This window comes from Vreelandella lutescens (assembly GCF_014640815.1).
In the GTDB taxonomy this organism is placed as follows: Bacteria; Pseudomonadota; Gammaproteobacteria; order Pseudomonadales; family Halomonadaceae; genus Vreelandella; species Vreelandella lutescens.
Genome location: NZ_BMHM01000003.1, coordinates 444,348 through 463,015 on the forward strand (window position 1 = coordinate 444,348; position 18,668 = coordinate 463,015).

At 59.0% G+C, this 18,668-nt stretch carries 17 protein-coding genes; 13 read left to right on the top strand and 4 right to left on the bottom strand.

The genetic code is table 11. The features are described from left to right. Positions 1-22 precede the first annotated feature (22 nt). The 8 genes from IEW65_RS09585 to IEW65_RS09620 all read left to right on the top strand — a co-directional run bounded on the left by IEW65_RS09585 (position 23) and on the right by IEW65_RS09620 (position 8,231). Positions 23-238, top strand: a complete 216-nt coding sequence (locus IEW65_RS09585) for a hypothetical protein (protein WP_188639250.1) — start codon at positions 23-25, stop codon at positions 236-238. Positions 239-426: 188 nt separating this feature from the next. Beyond that, on the top strand, positions 427-1,401 hold the full coding sequence (locus tag IEW65_RS09590; RefSeq protein WP_188639251.1) for a GlxA family transcriptional regulator: 975 nt from the start codon (positions 427-429) through the stop codon (positions 1,399-1,401). A gap of 100 nt (positions 1,402-1,501) precedes the next feature. After that, positions 1,502-2,716: an aspartate aminotransferase family protein gene (locus tag IEW65_RS09595; RefSeq protein WP_188639252.1), complete on the top strand. Its 1,215-nt coding sequence runs from the start codon at positions 1,502-1,504 to the stop codon at positions 2,714-2,716. 35 nt (positions 2,717-2,751) lie between these two features. Beyond that, the gene (locus IEW65_RS09600) at positions 2,752-3,816 is read left to right on the top strand and encodes an arginine N-succinyltransferase (protein WP_188639253.1); all 1,065 of its coding nucleotides are present in this window, start codon (positions 2,752-2,754) and stop codon (positions 3,814-3,816) included. Then, positions 3,816-4,847 carry an arginine N-succinyltransferase gene (gene astA / locus IEW65_RS09605; protein ID WP_188639254.1) on the top strand — a complete coding sequence of 344 codons (1,032 nt, stop codon included), beginning with the start codon at positions 3,816-3,818 and terminating at the stop codon, positions 4,845-4,847. Before IEW65_RS09600 ends, astA begins: the two co-directional genes overlap by 1 nt. 74 nt (positions 4,848-4,921) lie before the next feature. Beyond that, positions 4,922-6,394, top strand: a complete 1,473-nt coding sequence (gene astD / locus IEW65_RS09610; RefSeq protein WP_188639463.1) for a succinylglutamate-semialdehyde dehydrogenase — start codon at positions 4,922-4,924, stop codon at positions 6,392-6,394. Further along, a complete protein-coding gene (astB, locus tag IEW65_RS09615) occupies positions 6,391-7,749 on the top strand; it encodes an N-succinylarginine dihydrolase (RefSeq protein ID WP_188639255.1) in 1,359 nt (452 codons plus the stop codon). The genes astD and astB overlap by 4 nt, the downstream gene beginning before the upstream one ends. A gap of 56 nt (positions 7,750-7,805) precedes the next feature. Beyond that, on the top strand, positions 7,806-8,231 hold the full coding sequence (locus tag IEW65_RS09620) for a GNAT family N-acetyltransferase (RefSeq protein WP_188639256.1): 426 nt from the start codon (positions 7,806-7,808) through the stop codon (positions 8,229-8,231). Between the two features lie 40 nt (positions 8,232-8,271). Here the strand turns inward: IEW65_RS09620 and IEW65_RS09625 are convergent, their stop codons facing one another. After that, positions 8,272-9,435 carry a glycosyltransferase gene (locus IEW65_RS09625; protein ID WP_229755525.1) on the bottom strand — a complete coding sequence of 388 codons (1,164 nt, stop codon included), beginning with the start codon at positions 9,433-9,435 and terminating at the stop codon, positions 8,272-8,274. Between the two features lie 120 nt (positions 9,436-9,555). Between IEW65_RS09625 and IEW65_RS09630 the strand changes: the two genes are divergently transcribed. The 3 genes from IEW65_RS09630 to IEW65_RS09640 all read left to right on the top strand — a co-directional run bounded on the left by IEW65_RS09630 (position 9,556) and on the right by IEW65_RS09640 (position 12,659). After that, positions 9,556-9,783: a hypothetical protein gene (locus tag IEW65_RS09630; RefSeq protein ID WP_188639258.1), complete on the top strand. Its 228-nt coding sequence runs from the start codon at positions 9,556-9,558 to the stop codon at positions 9,781-9,783. Continuing rightward, positions 9,776-11,266, top strand: a complete 1,491-nt coding sequence (locus IEW65_RS09635; RefSeq protein WP_188639259.1) for a sodium:solute symporter family protein — start codon at positions 9,776-9,778, stop codon at positions 11,264-11,266. The genes IEW65_RS09630 and IEW65_RS09635 overlap by 8 nt, the downstream gene beginning before the upstream one ends. 64 nt (positions 11,267-11,330) lie before the next feature. Beyond that, positions 11,331-12,659 carry a DUF2252 domain-containing protein gene (locus IEW65_RS09640; protein WP_188639260.1) on the top strand — a complete coding sequence of 443 codons (1,329 nt, stop codon included), beginning with the start codon at positions 11,331-11,333 and terminating at the stop codon, positions 12,657-12,659. Between the two features lie 38 nt (positions 12,660-12,697). Here IEW65_RS09640 and IEW65_RS09645 read toward each other — a convergent pair whose 3' ends face one another. Beyond that, entirely contained in the window at positions 12,698-13,747 is a 1,050-nt protein-coding gene (locus IEW65_RS09645) for an SPFH domain-containing protein (RefSeq protein WP_188639261.1), read from the bottom strand. Between the two features lie 10 nt (positions 13,748-13,757). Beyond that, positions 13,758-14,243 carry an NfeD family protein gene (locus IEW65_RS09650; protein ID WP_188639262.1) on the bottom strand — a complete coding sequence of 162 codons (486 nt, stop codon included), beginning with the start codon at positions 14,241-14,243 and terminating at the stop codon, positions 13,758-13,760. 162 nt (positions 14,244-14,405) lie between these two features. Between IEW65_RS09650 and copM the strand changes: the two genes are divergently transcribed. Continuing rightward, the gene (copM, locus tag IEW65_RS09655) at positions 14,406-14,840 is read left to right on the top strand and encodes a CopM family metallochaperone (protein WP_229755526.1); all 435 of its coding nucleotides are present in this window, start codon (positions 14,406-14,408) and stop codon (positions 14,838-14,840) included. Positions 14,841-14,927: 87 nt separating this feature from the next. Further along, the gene (locus IEW65_RS09660) at positions 14,928-15,641 is read left to right on the top strand and encodes a trimeric intracellular cation channel family protein (RefSeq protein WP_188639263.1); all 714 of its coding nucleotides are present in this window, start codon (positions 14,928-14,930) and stop codon (positions 15,639-15,641) included. Here the strand turns inward: IEW65_RS09660 and IEW65_RS09665 are convergent. After that, the gene (locus IEW65_RS09665) at positions 15,638-18,586 is read right to left on the bottom strand and encodes a hypothetical protein (RefSeq protein ID WP_188639264.1); all 2,949 of its coding nucleotides are present in this window, start codon (positions 18,584-18,586) and stop codon (positions 15,638-15,640) included. The two genes, IEW65_RS09660 and IEW65_RS09665, sit on opposite strands and share 4 nt — an antisense overlap. Positions 18,587-18,668 lie beyond the last annotated feature (82 nt).

Here is an 18,668-nt window from a genome sequence, read left to right on the forward strand (position 1 = left end):
ACCGGATAGGATGAGGTGTTGTATGGATACGAGAGAAAGCAAAACCCGGGAAGAAGAGAAAGAGCATGTGCTAAACCAGCGCTTACCGGAGGATTTTGACAGCGCTGAGCCCCAACGGCAGCCTGAAGCCAAAAAATCTCCCAGCGGCCTTCATAAGCTGCTGCCGATTGTCGTTATTGGTTTAGGGTTAATCGTTGCAGCCTTCATTATTATGGGGATGGGCAACAGCGGCGGTTAACAACGTGACTCCTCCATTGCCGGGCCCATGGCCCGGCAATTTGCATTTATGCGTCCTGTTTTTGTTTGCGTGGTCATGGCGCTGCCTTCAATCGCGCAATTGGGTAAGATGGCGTTTAAATAGAACACCTTACCCAGTCAGCCAGCGGCGGTTTTCATGCAGCGTCACATGCACATCAGCGAATTCACATGTCTTTTAGCACGTTAAACCCGCCCTCCCAGAATCGTAGGCGGGTAGCCTTTGTGCTGCTGCCAGGGTTTTCGCTGTTGGCCCACGCCAGCGCCATTGAACCGTTGCAAATGGCCAACCAGCTGAGCGGTCAGATGCTTTATCACACCGTCACTCTCAGCTTGAATGAAGAGCCGGTGCGCAGCGGCGCGCAGCTATCGCTTATGGCGCAACACACCCTGGCTGAGCCCCTTGGCCCGCTGGATCTACTGCTGGTGTGTGCGCCCACGCCGCTGCCGTACGCACTGCCCGCAAAACTCAATGAGTGGCTGCGTAGCCACCAAGGCCGCGGCGTGGTGTTGGGCGGTTTGGCCGGTGGCACCGAAGTGCTGGCCCGCTGTGGCTTGCTGGAAGGCTACCGCGCCACCTTGCCCTGGCAGCGCTTCGAGGCCTTTGCTCAAGCCTACCCCCAGGTGACGCTTTCCCAACAGCTCTTCGAGATTGATCGTGACCGCTTGACCTGCGCGGGCGGCACCGCCGCCATGGATATGATGCTGACGCTGATTGGTAAACATCATGGCCCGCGCCTAGCCGAGCAGGTCTCTGAACAGTTTGTGTGTGGCCGTATTCGCTTAGCCGATGAGCGCCAGCACGTTCCTCTACGCAACCGGTTGGGTCATGCCCCCCAAAGCTTGGTAGATGCGGTCACTCTTATGGAAGCCAATATCGAAGAGCCGCTCTCGACGCTGGAACTGGCGGAGCATTTGGGGATTTCCCGGCGTCAGCTCGAGCGTTTATTTAAGAAGTACTTGCAGGCGGTGCCCAGCCGCTACTACCTAGATTTACGCCTGCAGGATGCCCGCAAGCAGCTGCGAGAGAGCGACCGCCCGGTGGGGGATATCGCCCTGATGACCGGTTTCTCCTCTGGCGCGCACTTTTCCACCGCTTACCGCAACCACTTTGGTATTACCCCGCGAGAAGAGCGGCTGGGTTAAGCGCAGCTTTTCATAATTTACCGTCCCAATACTGAAAGCAGGGCGTCCATCGCCCCCCGTATACTGATTCTATCGCTTACTCCACTGGAGGTACTGTCCCATGAGCCACACCCCGAGCCGTCAAGATTTCGACCACTACATGACGCCTAACTACGCGCCGCAGCAGATTATTCCGGTACGTGGTGAAGGCAGCCGCTTGTGGGACCAAGAAGGCCGTGAGTACATCGACTTTGCCGGTGGCATCGCGGTGAACTCCCTGGGTCACTGCCATCCGGTGCTGGTCAACGCGCTGAAAGAGCAGGGCGAAAAACTTTGGCATCTCTCCAACGTGTTCACCAACGAACCGGCGCTCAAACTGGCCAAAACCCTGACCGAGCGCACCTTCGCCGATAAGGTCTTTTTATGCTCCTCCGGTGGCGAAGCTAACGAAGCCGCGTTGAAGCTGGCCCGCCGCTGGGCGGTAGACCACCACGGCGAGCACAAAGACAAAATCATCTCGTTCTACCAGTCGTTCCACGGCCGCACGTTCTTTACCGTGAGCGTGGGCGGCCAGCCCAAGTACTCCCAAGGTTTTGGCCCGGTACCGGGCGGCATTCTGCATGCCAACTTCAACGACCTGGAGAGCGTACGTCAGCTCGTGGGCGACGACACCTGCGCCATTATGGTTGAGCCGATGCAGGGCGAAGGCGGCATCGTACCCGCCACTCAGGAATTCCTGCAGGGTCTGCGCGATCTGTGTGACGAGCACAACGCGCTGCTGATTTTCGATGAAGTGCAAACCGGCGTTGGCCGCAGCGGCGAGCTGTACGCCTATAAAAACTTCGGCATCACCCCGGATATTCTTACCAGCGCTAAGTCGCTGGGCGGCGGCTTCCCGATTGGTGCCACGCTGACCACCGATGCCATCGCCAAATCGCTGGCCATCGGCACCCACGGCTCTACCTACGGCGGCAACGCGCTGGCATCCGCGGTAGCGCTGGCGGCGGTTGAGTTCATCGATACGCCCGAGGTGCTGCAAGGTGTCAAACATCGCCACGACCTGTTCCGCGAGCACCTGGAAACCATCAACCGCAAGCACGGCGTCTTCAAAGAGATTCGTGGCATGGGCATGCTGATGGGGGCGCAGATGTCGGATGCCTTCGAAGGCCGCGCCAAGGATATTCTGCCGCTGGCCATTGAAGAGGGCGTGATGGCGCTGATTGCTGGCCCCAACGTGCTGCGTATGGCGCCTTCGCTGGTGATTCCGGAAGCAGACATTGCTGAAGGCATGGCGCGCCTTGAACGTGCCATCGAGCGACTTGTTGCCAGCGCATGAGCAGGCAGCAAGATAAAAAAGAGGGGGCGTTAAACATGTTGGTAATCCGTCCGGTCACGTTGGCTGACCTTCCCGCCTTAGAGCAACTGGCAGAGCACGCAGTGCCACGGCTTACCAACTTGCCTGCCAACCGTGACCGTCTTGAGGAGCGCATTCTGCGCTCCCAGGAAGCGTTTGCGAGTGATATCGAGTATCCCGGTAACGAGCACTATATGTTTGTGCTGGCGGACGATAGCCGCAATGACGTGCTGGGAACGGCCACGATTCGCGCCCAAGCAGGGGCCGCCGAGGCCTACTACACCTACCGTCAAGAGACGCTGATTCACGCCTCTCAGCAGCTCAACGTGCGCCGTGAAGTGCAAACGCTGGCGCTTTCCCATGAAGCCTCGGATGCCACGCTGCTTTGCGCGCTATCGCTCAACCCGCGCTATAAAGGCACCAGTGCGGAGAGCCTGCTGCGTCGGGCGCGGCTGATGTTTATCGCCCAATACCCGGAGCGCTTCTCGCGGATTCTGGCGGTGGCCTTTCCCGGCTATTTGGATAGTCAGAATGAATCCCCCTTTTGGGAGAGCGTGGGGCGTCACTTTTTTGCCCGCAGCTTCCAAGAGATGAATCACATGGCAGGCGTGCGTTCGAAAAGCTTTATTGCTGAAGTGATGCCGCAGTTTCCGCTCTACTTACCGCTGCTCACGCCCCAGGCCCGCGCTGCCATTGGCCGCGAGCACCCGGCCCATGAAGAGGCGCTGGCCGAAATGCTGGCCGAAGGCTTCGTGCGCTCCCGGCATGTGGATATTTTCGACGCAGGCCCCATCGTCAAAGCCGAACGCGAGCGCCTGGAAACCTTCCGCCGCGCTGCCTGGCACCCTGTACGAATCCGCCCAGAACACGCGTTGCCGGATGCCGAACCGGCAATGATCGCCAACCAAACGCTGAGCGATTTCCGCTGCATCGTCGCGCGCTATGCGCTCTCGCCCACGGGGCAGCTGATGCTCTCCCCCCAGCACGCGGAGCGTTTGGGCGTAGAAGAGGGGCGGGCGGTGCTGGCCGCGCCGTTAACTCTGCCAAGCGCCGTGGATGCGCTTGATGAAGGAGAGATGTAATGCGCATTCGACCCATTGCCCGTGATGATCTGGATGGGCTCCAGGCGCTTGCGCAGCAGGCTGGCGTTGGCTTTACCTCGCTGCCGGATAACCGCGAATTTTTAGCCGGTAAAATCGAGGCCGCCGCCCGCGCTTTTGAAGAGCGCACCCCGGTAGATGACCGTCTGTACTTTTTTGTGTTGGAAGATGAAACCAACGGCGAGCTGGCAGGCTGCTGCGCCATTGAAGGCCAGGTAGGGCGCGAAGTGCCGTTCTATAACTACCGGCTGGGTACGTTGGCGCACTCGTCGGTACAGCTCGATCTGCATCGCACCATCGATACACTGTTTTTAAGCTCCGACCATACCGGCGACGCCGAAGTGTGTTCGCTGTTTTTGCGCCCAGAGTATCGCGGCGAGGCCAACAAACACCTGCGTAACGGGGCGCTGCTCTCTAAAGCGCGCTGGCTGTTTATTGCTCAGTTCCGCGATCGTTTTCCACAAAAAGTGCTGGCCGAGATGCGCGGTGTGTTCGATGAAAACAACGTCAGCCCCTTCTGGGAAAGCCTTGGCAAACACTTCTTCCCCATGGATTTCAACGAAGCCGACCGCTTAACCGGCCTGGGCCAGAAGAGCTTTATCGGCGAGCTGATGCCCAAGTTTCCCATCTACACCACGTTTATGGCGGAAGAGGCGCGGGCGTGTATTGGCCAGGTGCACCGGCACACACGCCCGGCGCTTGAAATGCTCAAAAAAGAGGGGCTTCGCTGGGAAGGCTACATCGACATCTTCGATGGTGGCCCCACCGTAGAAGCCTATATCGATGACGTGCGCGCCATTCGCAACTCGCAGCTTTATCAGGTGGAAGTGTCACCTAACGCGAAGCAAGAGAGCGTTAGCCGCTGGTTGGCAGCGTCTACCCGCATGCTCAGCTTTACCGCTAGCTGGGTAGGTCGTGGCCCCGAAGACGGCAGCACCATCGTCCTCACTCCCCAAGAAGCCGAGCGCCTGGGGGTATCTAGCGGCGATACCGTTCGCCTACTGGAAACCTAACGCCCGGCTCGCTAACAAAACGACTCGACAGACACGCAGGCTCAGTGAAGGAGAGCACGATGCACATCCAGAACATGCACGCCCAGCAGCAGCAACTGATCAACGGTGCTTGGGAAGACGGCGACGCTGACTCCTTGACGAAGCACGACCCCGTCGCGGGAACGCTGCTATGGCAAGGCGCGGCTGCCTCTAGCCGCCAGGTAGGCGCGGCGGTTGACGCAGCGCGTGGGGCATTTCCTGGCTGGGCACGTACACCTTTTGCTGAGCGTCAGGCGCTGGTCGAGCGCTTTGTAGACGTATTAACCGCCCGCCGCGAAGACTTGGCCATTGCCATCGCCTCGGAAACCGGCAAGCCACTGTGGGAAGCACGCACCGAGGCAGGCGCGATGGTGGGTAAGGTCGCGCTCTCCATCAAGGCGTACCACGAGCGCACCGGGGAGCGCGAAAAAGAGGTCGGCAGCGCCAAAGCGGTACTGCGCCACCGCCCTCACGGCGTCATGGCGGTGTTTGGCCCTTATAACTTCCCCGGCCACCTGCCCAATGGCCATATGGTGCCTGCCTTGTTGGCAGGTAACACCGTGGTATTCAAGCCCAGCGACCAAACCCCGCTTACTGCGGATTTAACCCTGCAGTGCTGGTTAGAAGCTGGATTGCCTGCCGGGGTGATCAACCTCGTGCAGGGCGGTGTCGCGGTTGGGCAGGCGCTCTCTGCCCATCCTGGCATTGATGGCCTGCTGTTCACCGGCAGTGCCAAAGTGGGTGGAATGCTGCAGCAGCAGTTCGCCGGGCAGCTGGATAAAATCCTCGCGCTGGAGTTAGGCGGCAATAACCCGCTGGTGGTGAAGGATATTGACGACGAGCGAGCAGCGGTGCTGACGATTCTGCAATCAGCGTTTCTCTCTGGGGGTCAGCGCTGCACCTGTGCGCGCCGATTGATGGTGCCCCAAGGCGAGGTGGGCGACCGTCTCATCGATGCGCTTTCCGATGCTATTACCAAGCTGTATGTGGCGGGGCAGTTCGACGAGGAGCCCGCGCCGTTTTATGGCGGCTTGGTAAGCGTTGCCGCAGCCGATGGCCTGCTCAACGCCCAGGATGAACTGGAAGCCATGGGCGGCACGGTGATTAATCGTATGCAGCGCCTCAAAGAGAACACCAGCCTGCTCAGCCCCGCGCTGATCGACGTGACGGGCCTGGACGTGCCCGACGAGGAGCACTTCGGCCCGCTGCTGAAAATCCACCGCTACGCGGATTGGGATGAGGCGCTGGCTCTTGCCAACGACACCCGTTACGGCCTTTCTGCAGGGCTGATTGGTGGCGAGCAGGCGGATTGGGACGACTTCCTGCTGCGTATTCGCGCAGGCATTGTGAACTGGAACCGTCAGACCACCGGTGCCTCTGGCGATGCGCCCTTCGGCGGCGTAGGCGACAGCGGCAACCACCGCCCCAGTGCCTACTACGCGGCGGATTACTGCGCCTATCCGGTCGCTTCCATGGAAGCCGAGAGCCTGGAAATGCCCGAAACCCTGCCGCCGGGAGTCAACCTATGAGCATGAACAGCATCCGGGAAGTTAACTTCGATGGCTTGGTAGGGCTTACCCACAACTACTCGGGTCTTGCCCACGGCAACGTGGCCTCCATGAGCCACGGCGGCTTGGTTTCCAACCCCAAAGAGGGTGCGCTGCAGGGGCTGGCCAAAATGAAGTCGCTGATGGACGCAGGCTACGCCCAGGGCGTGCTGCCTCCCCAGCAGCGCCCGGATTTGGGCGCGCTGCGAGCGTTAGGTTTTAGCGGCAGCAATAGCGAGATCCTCGCTCAAGCCGCGAAGCAAGCGCCACAGCTGCTGCGGGCAGTATGTTCAGCCTCCAGCATGTGGACGGCTAACGCAGGCACGATTACCCCCAGCGTCGATGCACCGGATGGTCGGGTGCACTTCACCCCCGCCAACCTGCAGTCCAGCTTCCACCGCTACCTGGAACCGAAAACCACTGGCCGCGTGCTGCAGGCGATTTTCCGCGATGAGCAGCGCTTTGCCCATCATCCGGTGCTGCCCGCCACGCCCGCATTTTCCGATGAAGGGGCGGCCAACCACACCCGCTTGTGCGGCGAATACGGCGAGCCAGGCGTTCATCTCTTCGTTTACGGCCGCCAAGCGTTTGGCGACGAGCGCAGCAGTGAGCGCGAACCCAAGCGCTATCCCGCCCGCCAAACCCTGGAAGCCAGCCAAGCGGTGGCCCGCCAGCACGGTCTGAGTGAGGCGCAAACCGTCTTCGCCCAGCAGCACCCGGAGGCCATCGATGCTGGGGTGTTCCACAACGATGTGATTGCCGTGGGTAACGGCCCGGTGCTGCTCTACCACGAAATGGCGTTTCTTGATGAAGAGCGCACGCTGAACGAGCTGCGCGCCAAAATGAGCACGCCGCTGATTCCTGTGCGGGTACCGGTGGAAGCCGTGAGCATGGAAGACGCGGTGGCGTCGTACCTGTTCAACTCCCAACTGCTCTCCAACCCAGATGGCACCATGACCCTGGTGGTGCCCAGCGAGTGCCAAGAGCGCGAAGCCGTTTGGAACACGATTCAAAACTTCATCCTGGCGGGCAATAACCCCATCGGCGAAGTGATCGTGAAAGACGTGAAGCAAAGCATGCGCAACGGCGGCGGCCCCGCCTGCCTGCGCCTACGGGTGGTGCTGTCGGAAGCCGAGCGCGCTGCGCTGACTGGCCGCGTACTGCTCAACGATGCACTTTATAGCGACCTCACCGCCTGGGTGAACCGCCACTACCGCGACCGCCTGACGAGTGAAGACCTCGCCGACCCCCAACTCGCCACAGAAGTGCTCACCGCGCTGGATGAGCTGACTCAGCTACTGCAAGTTGGCCCGGTCTATCCGTTCCAATTAGGGTAGGCAATGAACGGCCAAGTCTGTGTTCGCAAATGGCCGGATGAACCAGGCGTTGCGCTATGACGCCCGTTATCCGGCCGACAAACGACAAAACGTTTGCCGAAACGCTGATTCGTCACAACATGGCGGCTTACCACCAGCAGCTAGGGTGGCACTGGGACACCGCCCTGTTCGATCAGCAGTGGCGCGAGCTAGAAAGCTTTGAGTTAGTCGTCAATGAGACCCCTGTCGGCGTGCTATGCCTCCATCAGGAGGATGACGCCTACCATATTCGAGAGCTGCAAATTGCCCCGCCGTGGCAGCGCCAAGGTTTGGGAACAGCGGCGCTATACTTCGCCGAAGCGCGTGCACGGCAAGCAGGTATTCACCGACTGCGGCTGCGGGTATTTAGTATCAATCCCGCTATCGCTTTATACGAGCGCACGGGGTTTCGAGTGCTGAACACTGAAGACGCCGTGCATGCTATGGAGCGGCGTATTGTGTGATCCTCTCTATCGACAACTATATCGACAACTATATCGACAACTAAGCAGGCGATGAAGCAAACCCCTTAGGGCATTGGCTCTCATACAGCGCTGCCAGTGCTTCGGCTTTGGTGTCTTCATTCCAGCGCTGGGCGTAGGCTTGGCCGCGGTGGGCGAGGGTGGTGCGAAGAGCGTCATCAGAGAGCAGTCGGCTGACGTGTTCTGCAAAGCGGGCAGGGTGTTCCTCCGCGATCAGGCAGCCCTCATCCTGTTGCAATACATCTTGGGTGCCCATGATGGCGGTCGAGACGACTGGAGTGCCCAGCGCCATGGCTTCCAGCAGGACTAAGCCTTGGGTTTCCGTGCGGGAGGCAAACACAAAGGCATCGGCTGCTCGGTAGGCATCTTGCAGTGCGCCATCCCTGGGAAGGTAGCCTAAAAAGTGAACCGCATCGGAGAGACCTGCTTGCTGGGCCTGCTGTTTCAGTGAGGTGAGTGCCGGGCCTTCGCCGACGATCACCAGGTGAGTCGCCGGGTGCTGGTGGCGCACCTTAGGCAGCATATCGATCAGAAAGCCGATGTTTTTCTCATACGCGGCGCGACCTACAAACAGCAGCAGTCGACCCTGTGTTGGGAGGCCATGCCGCTCACGAAACTCTCCGCCAGCGGTGTGCGCAACGAAATGAGTGAGCGATAAGCCGGTTGCAATGGTTGCGATCAGGGAGCGAACGCCATAGGCGGTGAGTGCAGTGTTCATGGCGGACGAAGGAGCGACAACAGCGGAAAGCTGATGGCACTGGTGCACCGAAAAGCGCCGGGCAGCAAAGCGCAGGCTGCGGCGAGGCAGCCACGGCACGTAGTGGTGCAGATACTCCTCAAACAGCGTGTGGTAGGTGCCTACGACGGGCACGCCGAGCCGTTTACTTAATGCCACTCCCGCGTAGTGCGCCACAAAAGGGGTGTGAATGTGGATCAGATCAAACTCGATGGCGTGCAGCGACGGAGCCAGTGCCATGATGGCCTGGTAGCGCATCATGCGGTCTTCGGGGTCACCCAATACGCCTCGGGAATCGATACGCCAAAGGCGCGGGTCTTCGTTGGCGTGATCCGCATAGCGGGGGCAAATCAGATGTACTTGATGGCCTAAACGCTCTAGCGCCCCGCGAAAGCTTTCAATCGACGTGGAAACGCCGTTCACCCGGGGGAAGTAGACGTCGGAAAGCATTAAAATCTTCATTATAAGCGGCTTAACGGCTGGCATTGCCGCTAGTGTGGCAATGTGCCGTGACACCGCCATGACAGCCGCTGAGGCTACCACTTCTTTTCATCATCTTATGGATATGACATGCGACGTTTTTTAGTGCTGCCCACGTCTCGGGCGGGCTGGGGGCTTCTTATTGCCTTTTTGACGCTAGTGTTGGCAGGCAGTTGGCCGGTGATTAGCTGGGTGAACCGCGCCACGCTGGTGATGGGACTGCCGCTGCTGGTGGTGTGGAGCTACGTGATTATCTTCGCCTGCGTGGCGGTCATGCTGATAGGCAACCGGATGGTAGAGCGAGACGATCATGAATAGTGCCTGGCCGCTGGTGATCACGCTGCTATACGTTGCCACCGCGATGCTGATTGGCCTTCGCGCACGGGCGGGGCGTTCCATGAATAATCTTGAAGAGTGGGGCGTGGCTGGGCGCAGCATGGGGCCAGTAACCCTGTATCTGCTGATCGCGGCAGGCAGTGTGAGTGCTTACACCTTTATGGGCGCGCCGGGCTGGGCCTACTCCAAGGGCGTAGCCGTATTTTATGTAGCGGTTTATCTGGCCTATTTAGCGCTGGTGGCGTGGTATTTCGGGCCGAAGGTATGGCAGTTCGGCGAGCAGTTTGGCCATGTGACCCAAGCAAGCGCCATTGCCGATCGATATCAAAGTCCTGCGTTGGGGGCGCTGTCCGCGTTGGTCATGGCGGTAGGCTCCGTGGCCTACGCGGTGCTACAAACGATTGGCTCTGCTTATATTCTGTTCGTGATGAGCGGCGGGCAGATTCCCGTTTGGCTGGGCGTGCTGTTGGTGCTGGCTTGCATTGCGGTTTATCTCTACGCCAGCGGGCAGCGGGCGATTGGCCGCACCAACGCGTTCCAGGGCGTGCTGATGCTGGTGGTGGCCTGGGCGGTAGGCCTATGGGCCATACATAGTGCCACCGGCGGGCTGAGTTTTGCGGGGGTGTTTGAACGCATCGCCGCCGAGCACCCCGAGTTTCTGACCCTACCCGGCGCGGGTGGCGATATGAGTTTTAGCTTCTGGACAACGTCGATCATTGTCTCGATGTTCTCGTTTATGCCCCCCGTCTGGACGCAGTGGATGAGCGCCTCCTCAGCGCGCACCATCCGCCGCAGCGCGACATGGCTACCCACCTACTACGTGGTGATTTTGCCCATGGTAGTGGTGGGCTTTATCGGTATTTTCTCGCTACCAGAGCTGGTGCGGGCAGATACCGTAGTGCTGGAGTACGCCATGCAGCATTTGCCCGTGGTGTTAGTCGGGCTGCTGGGCGCGGGCACCTTGGCGGCTTCTATGTCCTCCAGCGAGCCGTTTATTCATTCGATTTCCCTTTCTGTGAGTAAAGATGTGCTGCAGCCGCTGCTAAAACTCTCGGAAGGTGTTACCGCCAAGCTGGCGCGGCTTTTGATTCTGCCCATTATGTTTCTGGTGATTGCGCCGCTGGCGATTGCCGAGCCGGGAAGCCTAGTGATGATTTTGCTCGTAGGGCTTGGCTTTGCCTCGCAGGTCTTGCCCGCGTTTATTGGCATGTTCTTTTGGCCTCGCGCCTCTAGGCTAGGCGTTATGGCGGGCATTTTAGGCGGCTTTGTGGTGACCGTGGCGTTCACTACCTTATGGCGGCATCCGCTCGGCATTCATGCAGGGTTTTGGGGGCTAATGGTCAATTTGCCGCTGTTTGTGCTGGTGTCGCTAGCGACCCCTGCGACGCGTGACGAGGTTGTCGAGCGCTTCTTTCGCATTGCAGCGCCTCGGGGGCTGACGCGTGTGGGTAAGCGGGTGTCTTAATCTGTTAACGTGCATCGTTTACGCTTAGCGCACAGCGATTTAATGCACCTACAAAGGCACTGCAATGAGCCACGCATTGACTGGACACAACCGCCCTCAACAGGTCATTGAGGCCATTCAACAGGCGAATGCGTCGCTAAGCGCGGCGCATCGGCAGGCGAAATACGCCAAAATGGCGGCCTCTCCCTATCGCTTCTTTCGCGGCTCCAACCATCTCTATTGGCAAGATGTTTGGCACGACTGGCGCTTTGCGCTGTTCGGCGGCTGGCCCAATACCCAAACCTGGTTGCAGGGCGACGCCCATGCCTACAACTTTGGCGCCTACGGCCATCACGATGACCAAGTGCGCTACGGCATGGATGACTTCGATGATGCGTTGATTGGGGATTATCAGTACGACGTGTGGCGGTTGGCTATTAGCCTCGTGTTGGATGCCCGTGAAAACGCTGAGTTAAGCCCCAAAGCGGTGGATAAAGCACTCAAAAAACTGCTGGAAGGGTACATGGAGACTCTGAGCGCGCACTGCGAGGAGGAGCTGCCGATTTACGCTGTTACTCTCGATAGCGCGAAAGATCCGCTCAAATCCTTTATGGGCAAGGTGGCCGATAAACAGAGCCGTGCGCGTATGCTAGAGAAGTGGACGACGCTCGACCCAGATAAAGGGCGTCAGTTTGCTGAGCGCCCCGGCAAACTCGCCAATCTGCCTGCCGATATGGCAAGCCAGCTACGGCGCATCATCGAGCAGGAGTACCAGCAAACGCTTCAGCACCCCATTAAGGAGAGCGACCCGCAGCACTTCTTTGTCAAAGACACCGCGCGGCGCTTGGATGCAGGCACTGGGTCGCTGGGCGTTGAGCGTTACTACGTGCTGATCGAAGGCGGGGCCGATCACGAGCACGACGATGTGATCCTGGACATCAAAGAGCAGGTCACGCCAGAAGCCTACCGTCTGATGGACAAAGCGCAGCAGCAGGCGTGGCGCAAGCTGTTTCCCAATGAAGGTATTCGCCATGCCGCGGCGTTCCATGCCATTGCCGAACACCCGGATGCCTACCTTGGCTGGTTGACCATGAACGGCAAGGTGTTTTCGGTACGCGAACGTTCACCGTTCAAAAAGGATGTCCCTACCCACAAGCTCTCAGGCGGTAAAGCCTACCGCAAGCTGGCGCGCCAGTGGGGCGAGATTCTGGCCCGTGAACACCTGCGCGGTGCACAGGCACTTAACCGAGGTAAAGCCGCACCGTTTGCCGACGCGGTATGCCAGCGGTTAGAAGGGCGTGAAGAGCAGTTTATCGGCGTGGTCTCAACGCTTGCTAAGGCCTACGCGGACTGTGTGGCTCAAGACTACCAAGTGTTTATGGAGCATTTTCTAGCCACTGACACGGAATCATAGGCTGAGCAGTACCGTGCCAGTAGCTTAAGACCTTTGCGTTAGCTGCTACTGGCACCACCGACAATGCCACTTCTTAAGCCGCTTTCCTGACCGGAGCGGCTTTTTAAATGATTAGACACGGTGTCTTCTGGGGAGCCTGCCATTTCACGGAACATCCCCATAGAGCCCAGCAGAGCAGAGGACTCGTAAGGCACGAACACTCGCTCGCCGTCTTTCGCCATGGTGGGCAGCACCTTGATATAACTTTGGCCAAGCAAGTAACCCACCACCGTGCGCTTGTTCTCTTCGCTATCGCCGATAGCGCTAAGCACCAGCTTGATGGATTCTTGCTCACCTTGGGCGCGCAGAATGGCGGACTCTTTATCGCCCTGAGCATTTAAGATGGAGGATTCACGCTGGCCCTGGGCCATGGCAATGGCGGCCGATTTTTCACCCTCGGCTTCGGTCACCGTGGCGCGCCGCTTCCGCTCGGCGGCCATTTGCAGGCGCATGGCCGACTCTACCTCTTCCGGCATGGCGATATCCTGCACTTCCACCCGGGAAATTTTCACGCCCCATTTAGAGGCAGGCTCTTCCATCGCCGCCTGAATCTCGTTGTTGACCTCTGCACGAGACTCAAACAGTTTATCCAGCTCCATTTTACCCACCACCGAGCGTAGCGTGGTTTTCGCTAATACCTCGACGGCTTGGCTCATGTTTTCGACTTCATAGACCGCCCGTTTTGGATCGATGATCTGGTAATACAGCGCGCCATTGATGCGCACCGTGACGTTATCTGTGGTCACCACGGGCTGGCCGGGGAAATCCATCACCGTTTCGCGGCGGTCGATGCGGGTTTCATCGGTGGTGATGGCCGTGTACTCCTCGCCCATTTTGCGATAGCGCAGCATGGTGATGGCGCGGGGCTGTTCAATAAATGGAATGATGATGTTAATACCGCTTTCTAACACGCGGTGAAAAGAGCCGAGGCGTTCAATCACCATCACTTCTGACTGGCGAACAATCACCAAGCCTTTCGAGATGATCAAAATGCCAATGATGACAACAATCAGGCTAATCAATAGGCCGGGGCTAATCGGTAAATCCATTTTAAAACTCCTAGGTGTCGGGCGTATTGCGTTCACTATCGAGTGCTTCAGGTGATGATACATTCACCAGAGCGGTCGTACCTTCAAAGTGCTTGAACACCACTTGGGTGCCTTCGGGCAGCTCTGTTTGGCCACTTTCAAGCACACGTAAACGGTAAAAATCGCCGTTCACTTTAATCCCTGTGGCATTGTCATACTCACGAATCAGCGTGGTATAGCGATGGCCTTTTTCTACTCCGGTACCGGTGGTGCCGTAGGCAACGCCTTTGGGGGAGAAGCGTGGCCGAATCACCATTACGCCTAACGGCACCAGCACACCCGCAAAGATGCCCATGCTGAGCAACTGCCAGGGCAGCGATAGTCCCAAAGCCGTGACGGCGGCGGTGAGCGCCGCCGCGATGCCGAGCGCCAACAGCACCATCGCGCCAGAGGTCAGTTCGGCTAGGCTCAACAGCAGGGCGAGCACCAGCCAGCTGTAAGCAGGGTTCCAGTCCATATGTACTCCACAACTAACGACGAAGGATGTTTAACAGAGTAACGCACTTAGCCCATCTTGACCTGTGGGCGGCCTGTAGGTTTTACACTTCGTTCAACCTTATTGGGTAAGTGTTGATGGTTGTGACCCACGGTCATGCGTTCGTTCATCAAGGAGAAGTCTATGTCTCGTTATGTTGCACTGAGAGCGGTGTCTGCAAAGTCACGTGTGATGCCGGTACTGAGCCTTTGTTTGCTGTCAGGGTTTTTAATCTCCTCGAATAGCTATGCGCACCATCACACAGAAGAGGGGCATGGCGGCCATCAGCAGCATGGGGGAGAGCACAGCGCTGCACATAGCGACCATCCTGCTGTCATCGCTTATCAAGCCGCGAACGACCGCATGCACGAAGATATGAACATGGCTTTTACGGGTGATCCGGATGTGGATTTTGCAAAGGGCATGATTCCTCACCATGAGGGTGCGATTGCCATGGCGGAAATCGTGCTGGAGCACGGCGAAGATGACGAGATTCGTCAACTGGCCGAGGACATTATCGCCGCTCAAGAGAGTGAAATTGCTTTTTTGAAAGCGTGGCTAGAGCAGCACGGACACTAACGCGATTGGACTTTCCCTGTCCCAACGGCTCTGTGCTAACGGTGGTATTCTGCCTCCTTAATAAAGCATGTGTGAAAGGAGAGTCGCGTGTCGGGTGTGATTTATTGGTTGGATATGGCGGGGGTGATTGTGTTTGCCTTGTCGGGGGTCATTTTGGCCTGCCGCTCGCGGATGGACCCGTTCGGTATGCTGGTGCTGGCGGCGGTGACGGGCATTGGGGGCGGTACGCTGCGTGATTTGGTGCTGGGCGTTAGGCCGGTGTTCTGGGTGACCGACCCGACCTATCTCTGGGTGATCTTGGCCACGGTAGGTGTGTCGCTGGTGGGGTTTCACTACATTCATCGTCTTTCCCGGGGCTTTTTGCCCGTAGCCGACGCCTTTGGGCTGGCGCTATTTACCGTGATCGGCACGCATAAAGCGCTATTGCTGGGCACCTCTGGCGTGGTGGCGGTACTCATGGGCATGATGACAGGCGTGGCGGGCGGCATGATTCGTGATGTTCTAGCCCAGCGGGTGCCGATGGTGCTGCGTGAAGAGATTTATGCCACCGCCGCCATGGCGGGCGGGATTGTGTATGTCGCGCTGCAGGCGCTTGATGCGCCGCTGACATTCGCCATTGCCGCCTCATTAAGCGTGACGCTAGGCCTGCGCTTAGCGGCGATTCATTGGCACTTGGCCCTGCCGGTGTTTGCCTGGGTTACGGTGCCGCCTAAACACCAAGACGCTAGCGCGCCGCTGTCTACACCACAAAAAGCCAAAGAGCGCGTGCGTATGATTCGTCGAGAACGCACGCGCCGCTAAGGCCTTGGAAAGCGCTGGGCCTCTCGCCAGCGGTCAAACCAGCGTTTAGGTTGGAGTACACGCAGGGCCGGTTCGCTGTCGTTCAGCTCCACGCCGAGGCCCACGGCACCCAGCCGCGCATAGAGCGCGCCGTTGGCTTGGCCGTCCGCTAAGGTCACATCGGAAAGCAGTAGCAGCGGGCCGCCTGTGAGTGTGAGGTCATGCAGGCGTATTTGCTCGCCGCTCACTGTGAGCAGGGCGTGACCGTTGATGTTATGCACGTTTAAAAGCCTGCCCAGCCAGTCTCTCTCCCGGGCACGGGCGAGAAATAGCCGTGCCAGCAGCCCAGTATCGCGCATGCCTAACCGTAGCTGGCTGGTGAGGTGTATCGGGTCGCCCCAGTTGAGTTGGGCTTCTTCCATGGTGAGCTGCACCCACCAGCCTGCGTCCTGAGTACCGTCGTCGCTCCGGCGAAAGACGTTTTCCAGGCGTAGGTAGGAGTCATTGGCGACAAAGCGGCGCGTCTCGATATCGCCCTCGGTGAGCTGTAAATGCAGCGTCACATCTCCCCTCAGGCGCTGCTCCAGTAGCGCCATCTCCGTTTCGAAAGCGCGCAGCGTGATATCACCTTGGGCACGCAGCCCCTCTAGCAGCCATTCGCTAGTTAGGCTGGCGTTGCCGGAGAGTAGCTCAACCCCTGCATCTTCTGGCAGGTAGCGGTTGTAGCGGGCAATGTCCGGCACCTCGGTAAGTGGCAGCGCAACGCGGGTAGTGAAGTGTTCGGGAGCAGGTGAGTCCAGCGCGTCACTAAAGCGGTCGGTTTGGGTGGTGAGCGCAAAGTGGCGGCCTTCCAGATGCGGGCGGTCATCATCTTGTCGCCGTAGGGCAAACTGCGGAATCCCTAGCGAAAGCTGTGCCTGCTCGGGGCTATCTAACTGGGCGGTCAGCTCGCCGCGCCCGGTGGCTAAGTAGTCGAGAAACGTCACCTCCAACTGGTTAGCATTGACCCGCAGCCGCGTAGGGGCTTGCAGCGTGTCATCAATAAACGCGCCTTGTAAAAAGAGCTGGCCGTTGCCGGAAAGCGATACGCCGTGAGCATCCGGTAAAAACGTGTTGAGAAACCCCAGCCGCTGCACGCTGCCCTCCAGCGTGAACTGCCCGCTTGGGGTGGCGTTTTGGCGCTGGAAACGGCCGTTGCGCAGCACCAGCGTGCTCTCCAGCGCTTCGCTGGGATGTTGCGGGTCGGCCACCTGCCAGCTTAGCCGCGAGCCGCTGATGTCCAGTGCTGTGCCATCCAGCGCCGCTTGGTTGATGGCCAGCGCAAGCTGCATATCGCTCACCAACGTGCCGCTCTGCTCGCTCAGTTGCCAGCCGGTGGTCAGCGCGTTGCCAGCCAAATAAAGCTCTCCGCTCAGTTGCTCGGTCGTAAAGCGTAGCTGCCCGTGGCTGGTGGCTGAGCCACTGTTTAACGTTAGCGGAGAAGGGCTGGGCAACACCGCTGCTAGGTAGGGTTGTAGCGCTTGGATATTGGGCAGCGTTGCTTCTTCCCAGCTCAGTTGCGCCGTGGCGATTTGTTGGGCCAGCTCGGGGTCAAGGGGGCTTTGTGCGGCCAACGTTAGCGCTGCGTCCGCCAGCAAGGTTCGCTCCTGATGGCGCAATGTGGCGTCTGTGAAGGCCAGCGTTGCCGCTACTTGCTCACTGGGGGAGAGCGTCGCGTTAAGTGTGCCGCTGCCTTGCGCGGTGAGTTCAAGCAGCTCTGCGCCTAGCGTGGGGGCTTGAACGGTTAGCGATGCTTCATAAGGACGCGCCTCCCGCAGCGTCGCGCTCGCGGCGATACTCCCCTGGCCGGATAGCCGAATCCCTTGGCCATCAAAGGCCGATGCGAGATAGCGGTCGAGCATGTCCAGGCGCGTTACCTCGCCCGATAGCTGAAGTGAGGCGCTCGTGGGCAAGTCGAGCTGATCCAGCCGCTGGTTGGGGATGTGTGTAGAGAGTGCGAGCCGCGTGTTCGTGGCGTAGGGGTGCGTATCGGCTAGCGTGACGTCTTCCAGCTGAGTAGCGAAGCGCAGTTGCCCCTCTTCCACGGCGAGCCTCACGCGCCCCTGGCCCGTGGCGGTATGCGGCGGCGGTGTTTCATCCGCTACCAGCCAGCGGCGCGTGTTATCGGTACTTCTCAAGCGCTGCTCATCGATAGAGAGCGCAAGCCTTGGGGCCGCTAACGTGAGCTCGCTGCCCGGCTGTAGTTGGCCCTCAACAAGCGCTAGTTCACCTTCCAATACGCCGTTGCCTGTCAGGCTCAACCAGGGCAGCGCTTCTAGGTAGGGCATGAACACATCCCAAGCGTCGGCTTGAGCCGTGATGGCAAGCTGGGCGGTGAGGGCATTGAGCAGCGCCTCGGTTAACGCATCGTTACTTTGCTGGGTGGAAAGTGAGTCCAGCGATGCCGTACTGCGTAGCTGAATGTCCTGCACCAGCGTGGTTTGATCGCTTAAGCGGACAAGGCGACCTTGGGTAATATCCAAGCCTACATAGGGCACGCTGAGGGTTTCTTGGCTGAATTGGGTATCGGTTACCTGAAGTTGGCCCTCTGCCTCCAGCGCAATGTCCCCGACGGTGAAGCGGCGAATGCCGTTTGCCTCCAGTGCTTGAATGTGTAGCTCTCCGCGTAGCAGGGCGAGCAGCGATAGAGACAGCGTGGCTTGCCGGGCTTCGACAGTAATCGGTAGCGCATCGTCTTCTCGGGCTAAGTAGAGGTTGTCGACCTCCCAGCGCCCAGGGTGAAGGCTCTGGGCGTTAGACCAGCGAACGTCGACCCCTTCAATAGTAGAGATCCGTTGCGGTAACCATTGGCTGTTGAGTAGCCAGTAGCTGCCTAATACCCAAAATAGCGCCAGTGCCAGCATGCCCAACAGCACAGCGATAAGGGAACGAAAACGTCGTGAAGTAGCGGGCGTGTCACTCGTCATACGGGCTTCCTAGCAGATGACTCCTGTTGGCGCGTGTTTTATGGCATTATGCGCGACGTGGAGCAGTTATGGGTTTTCGATT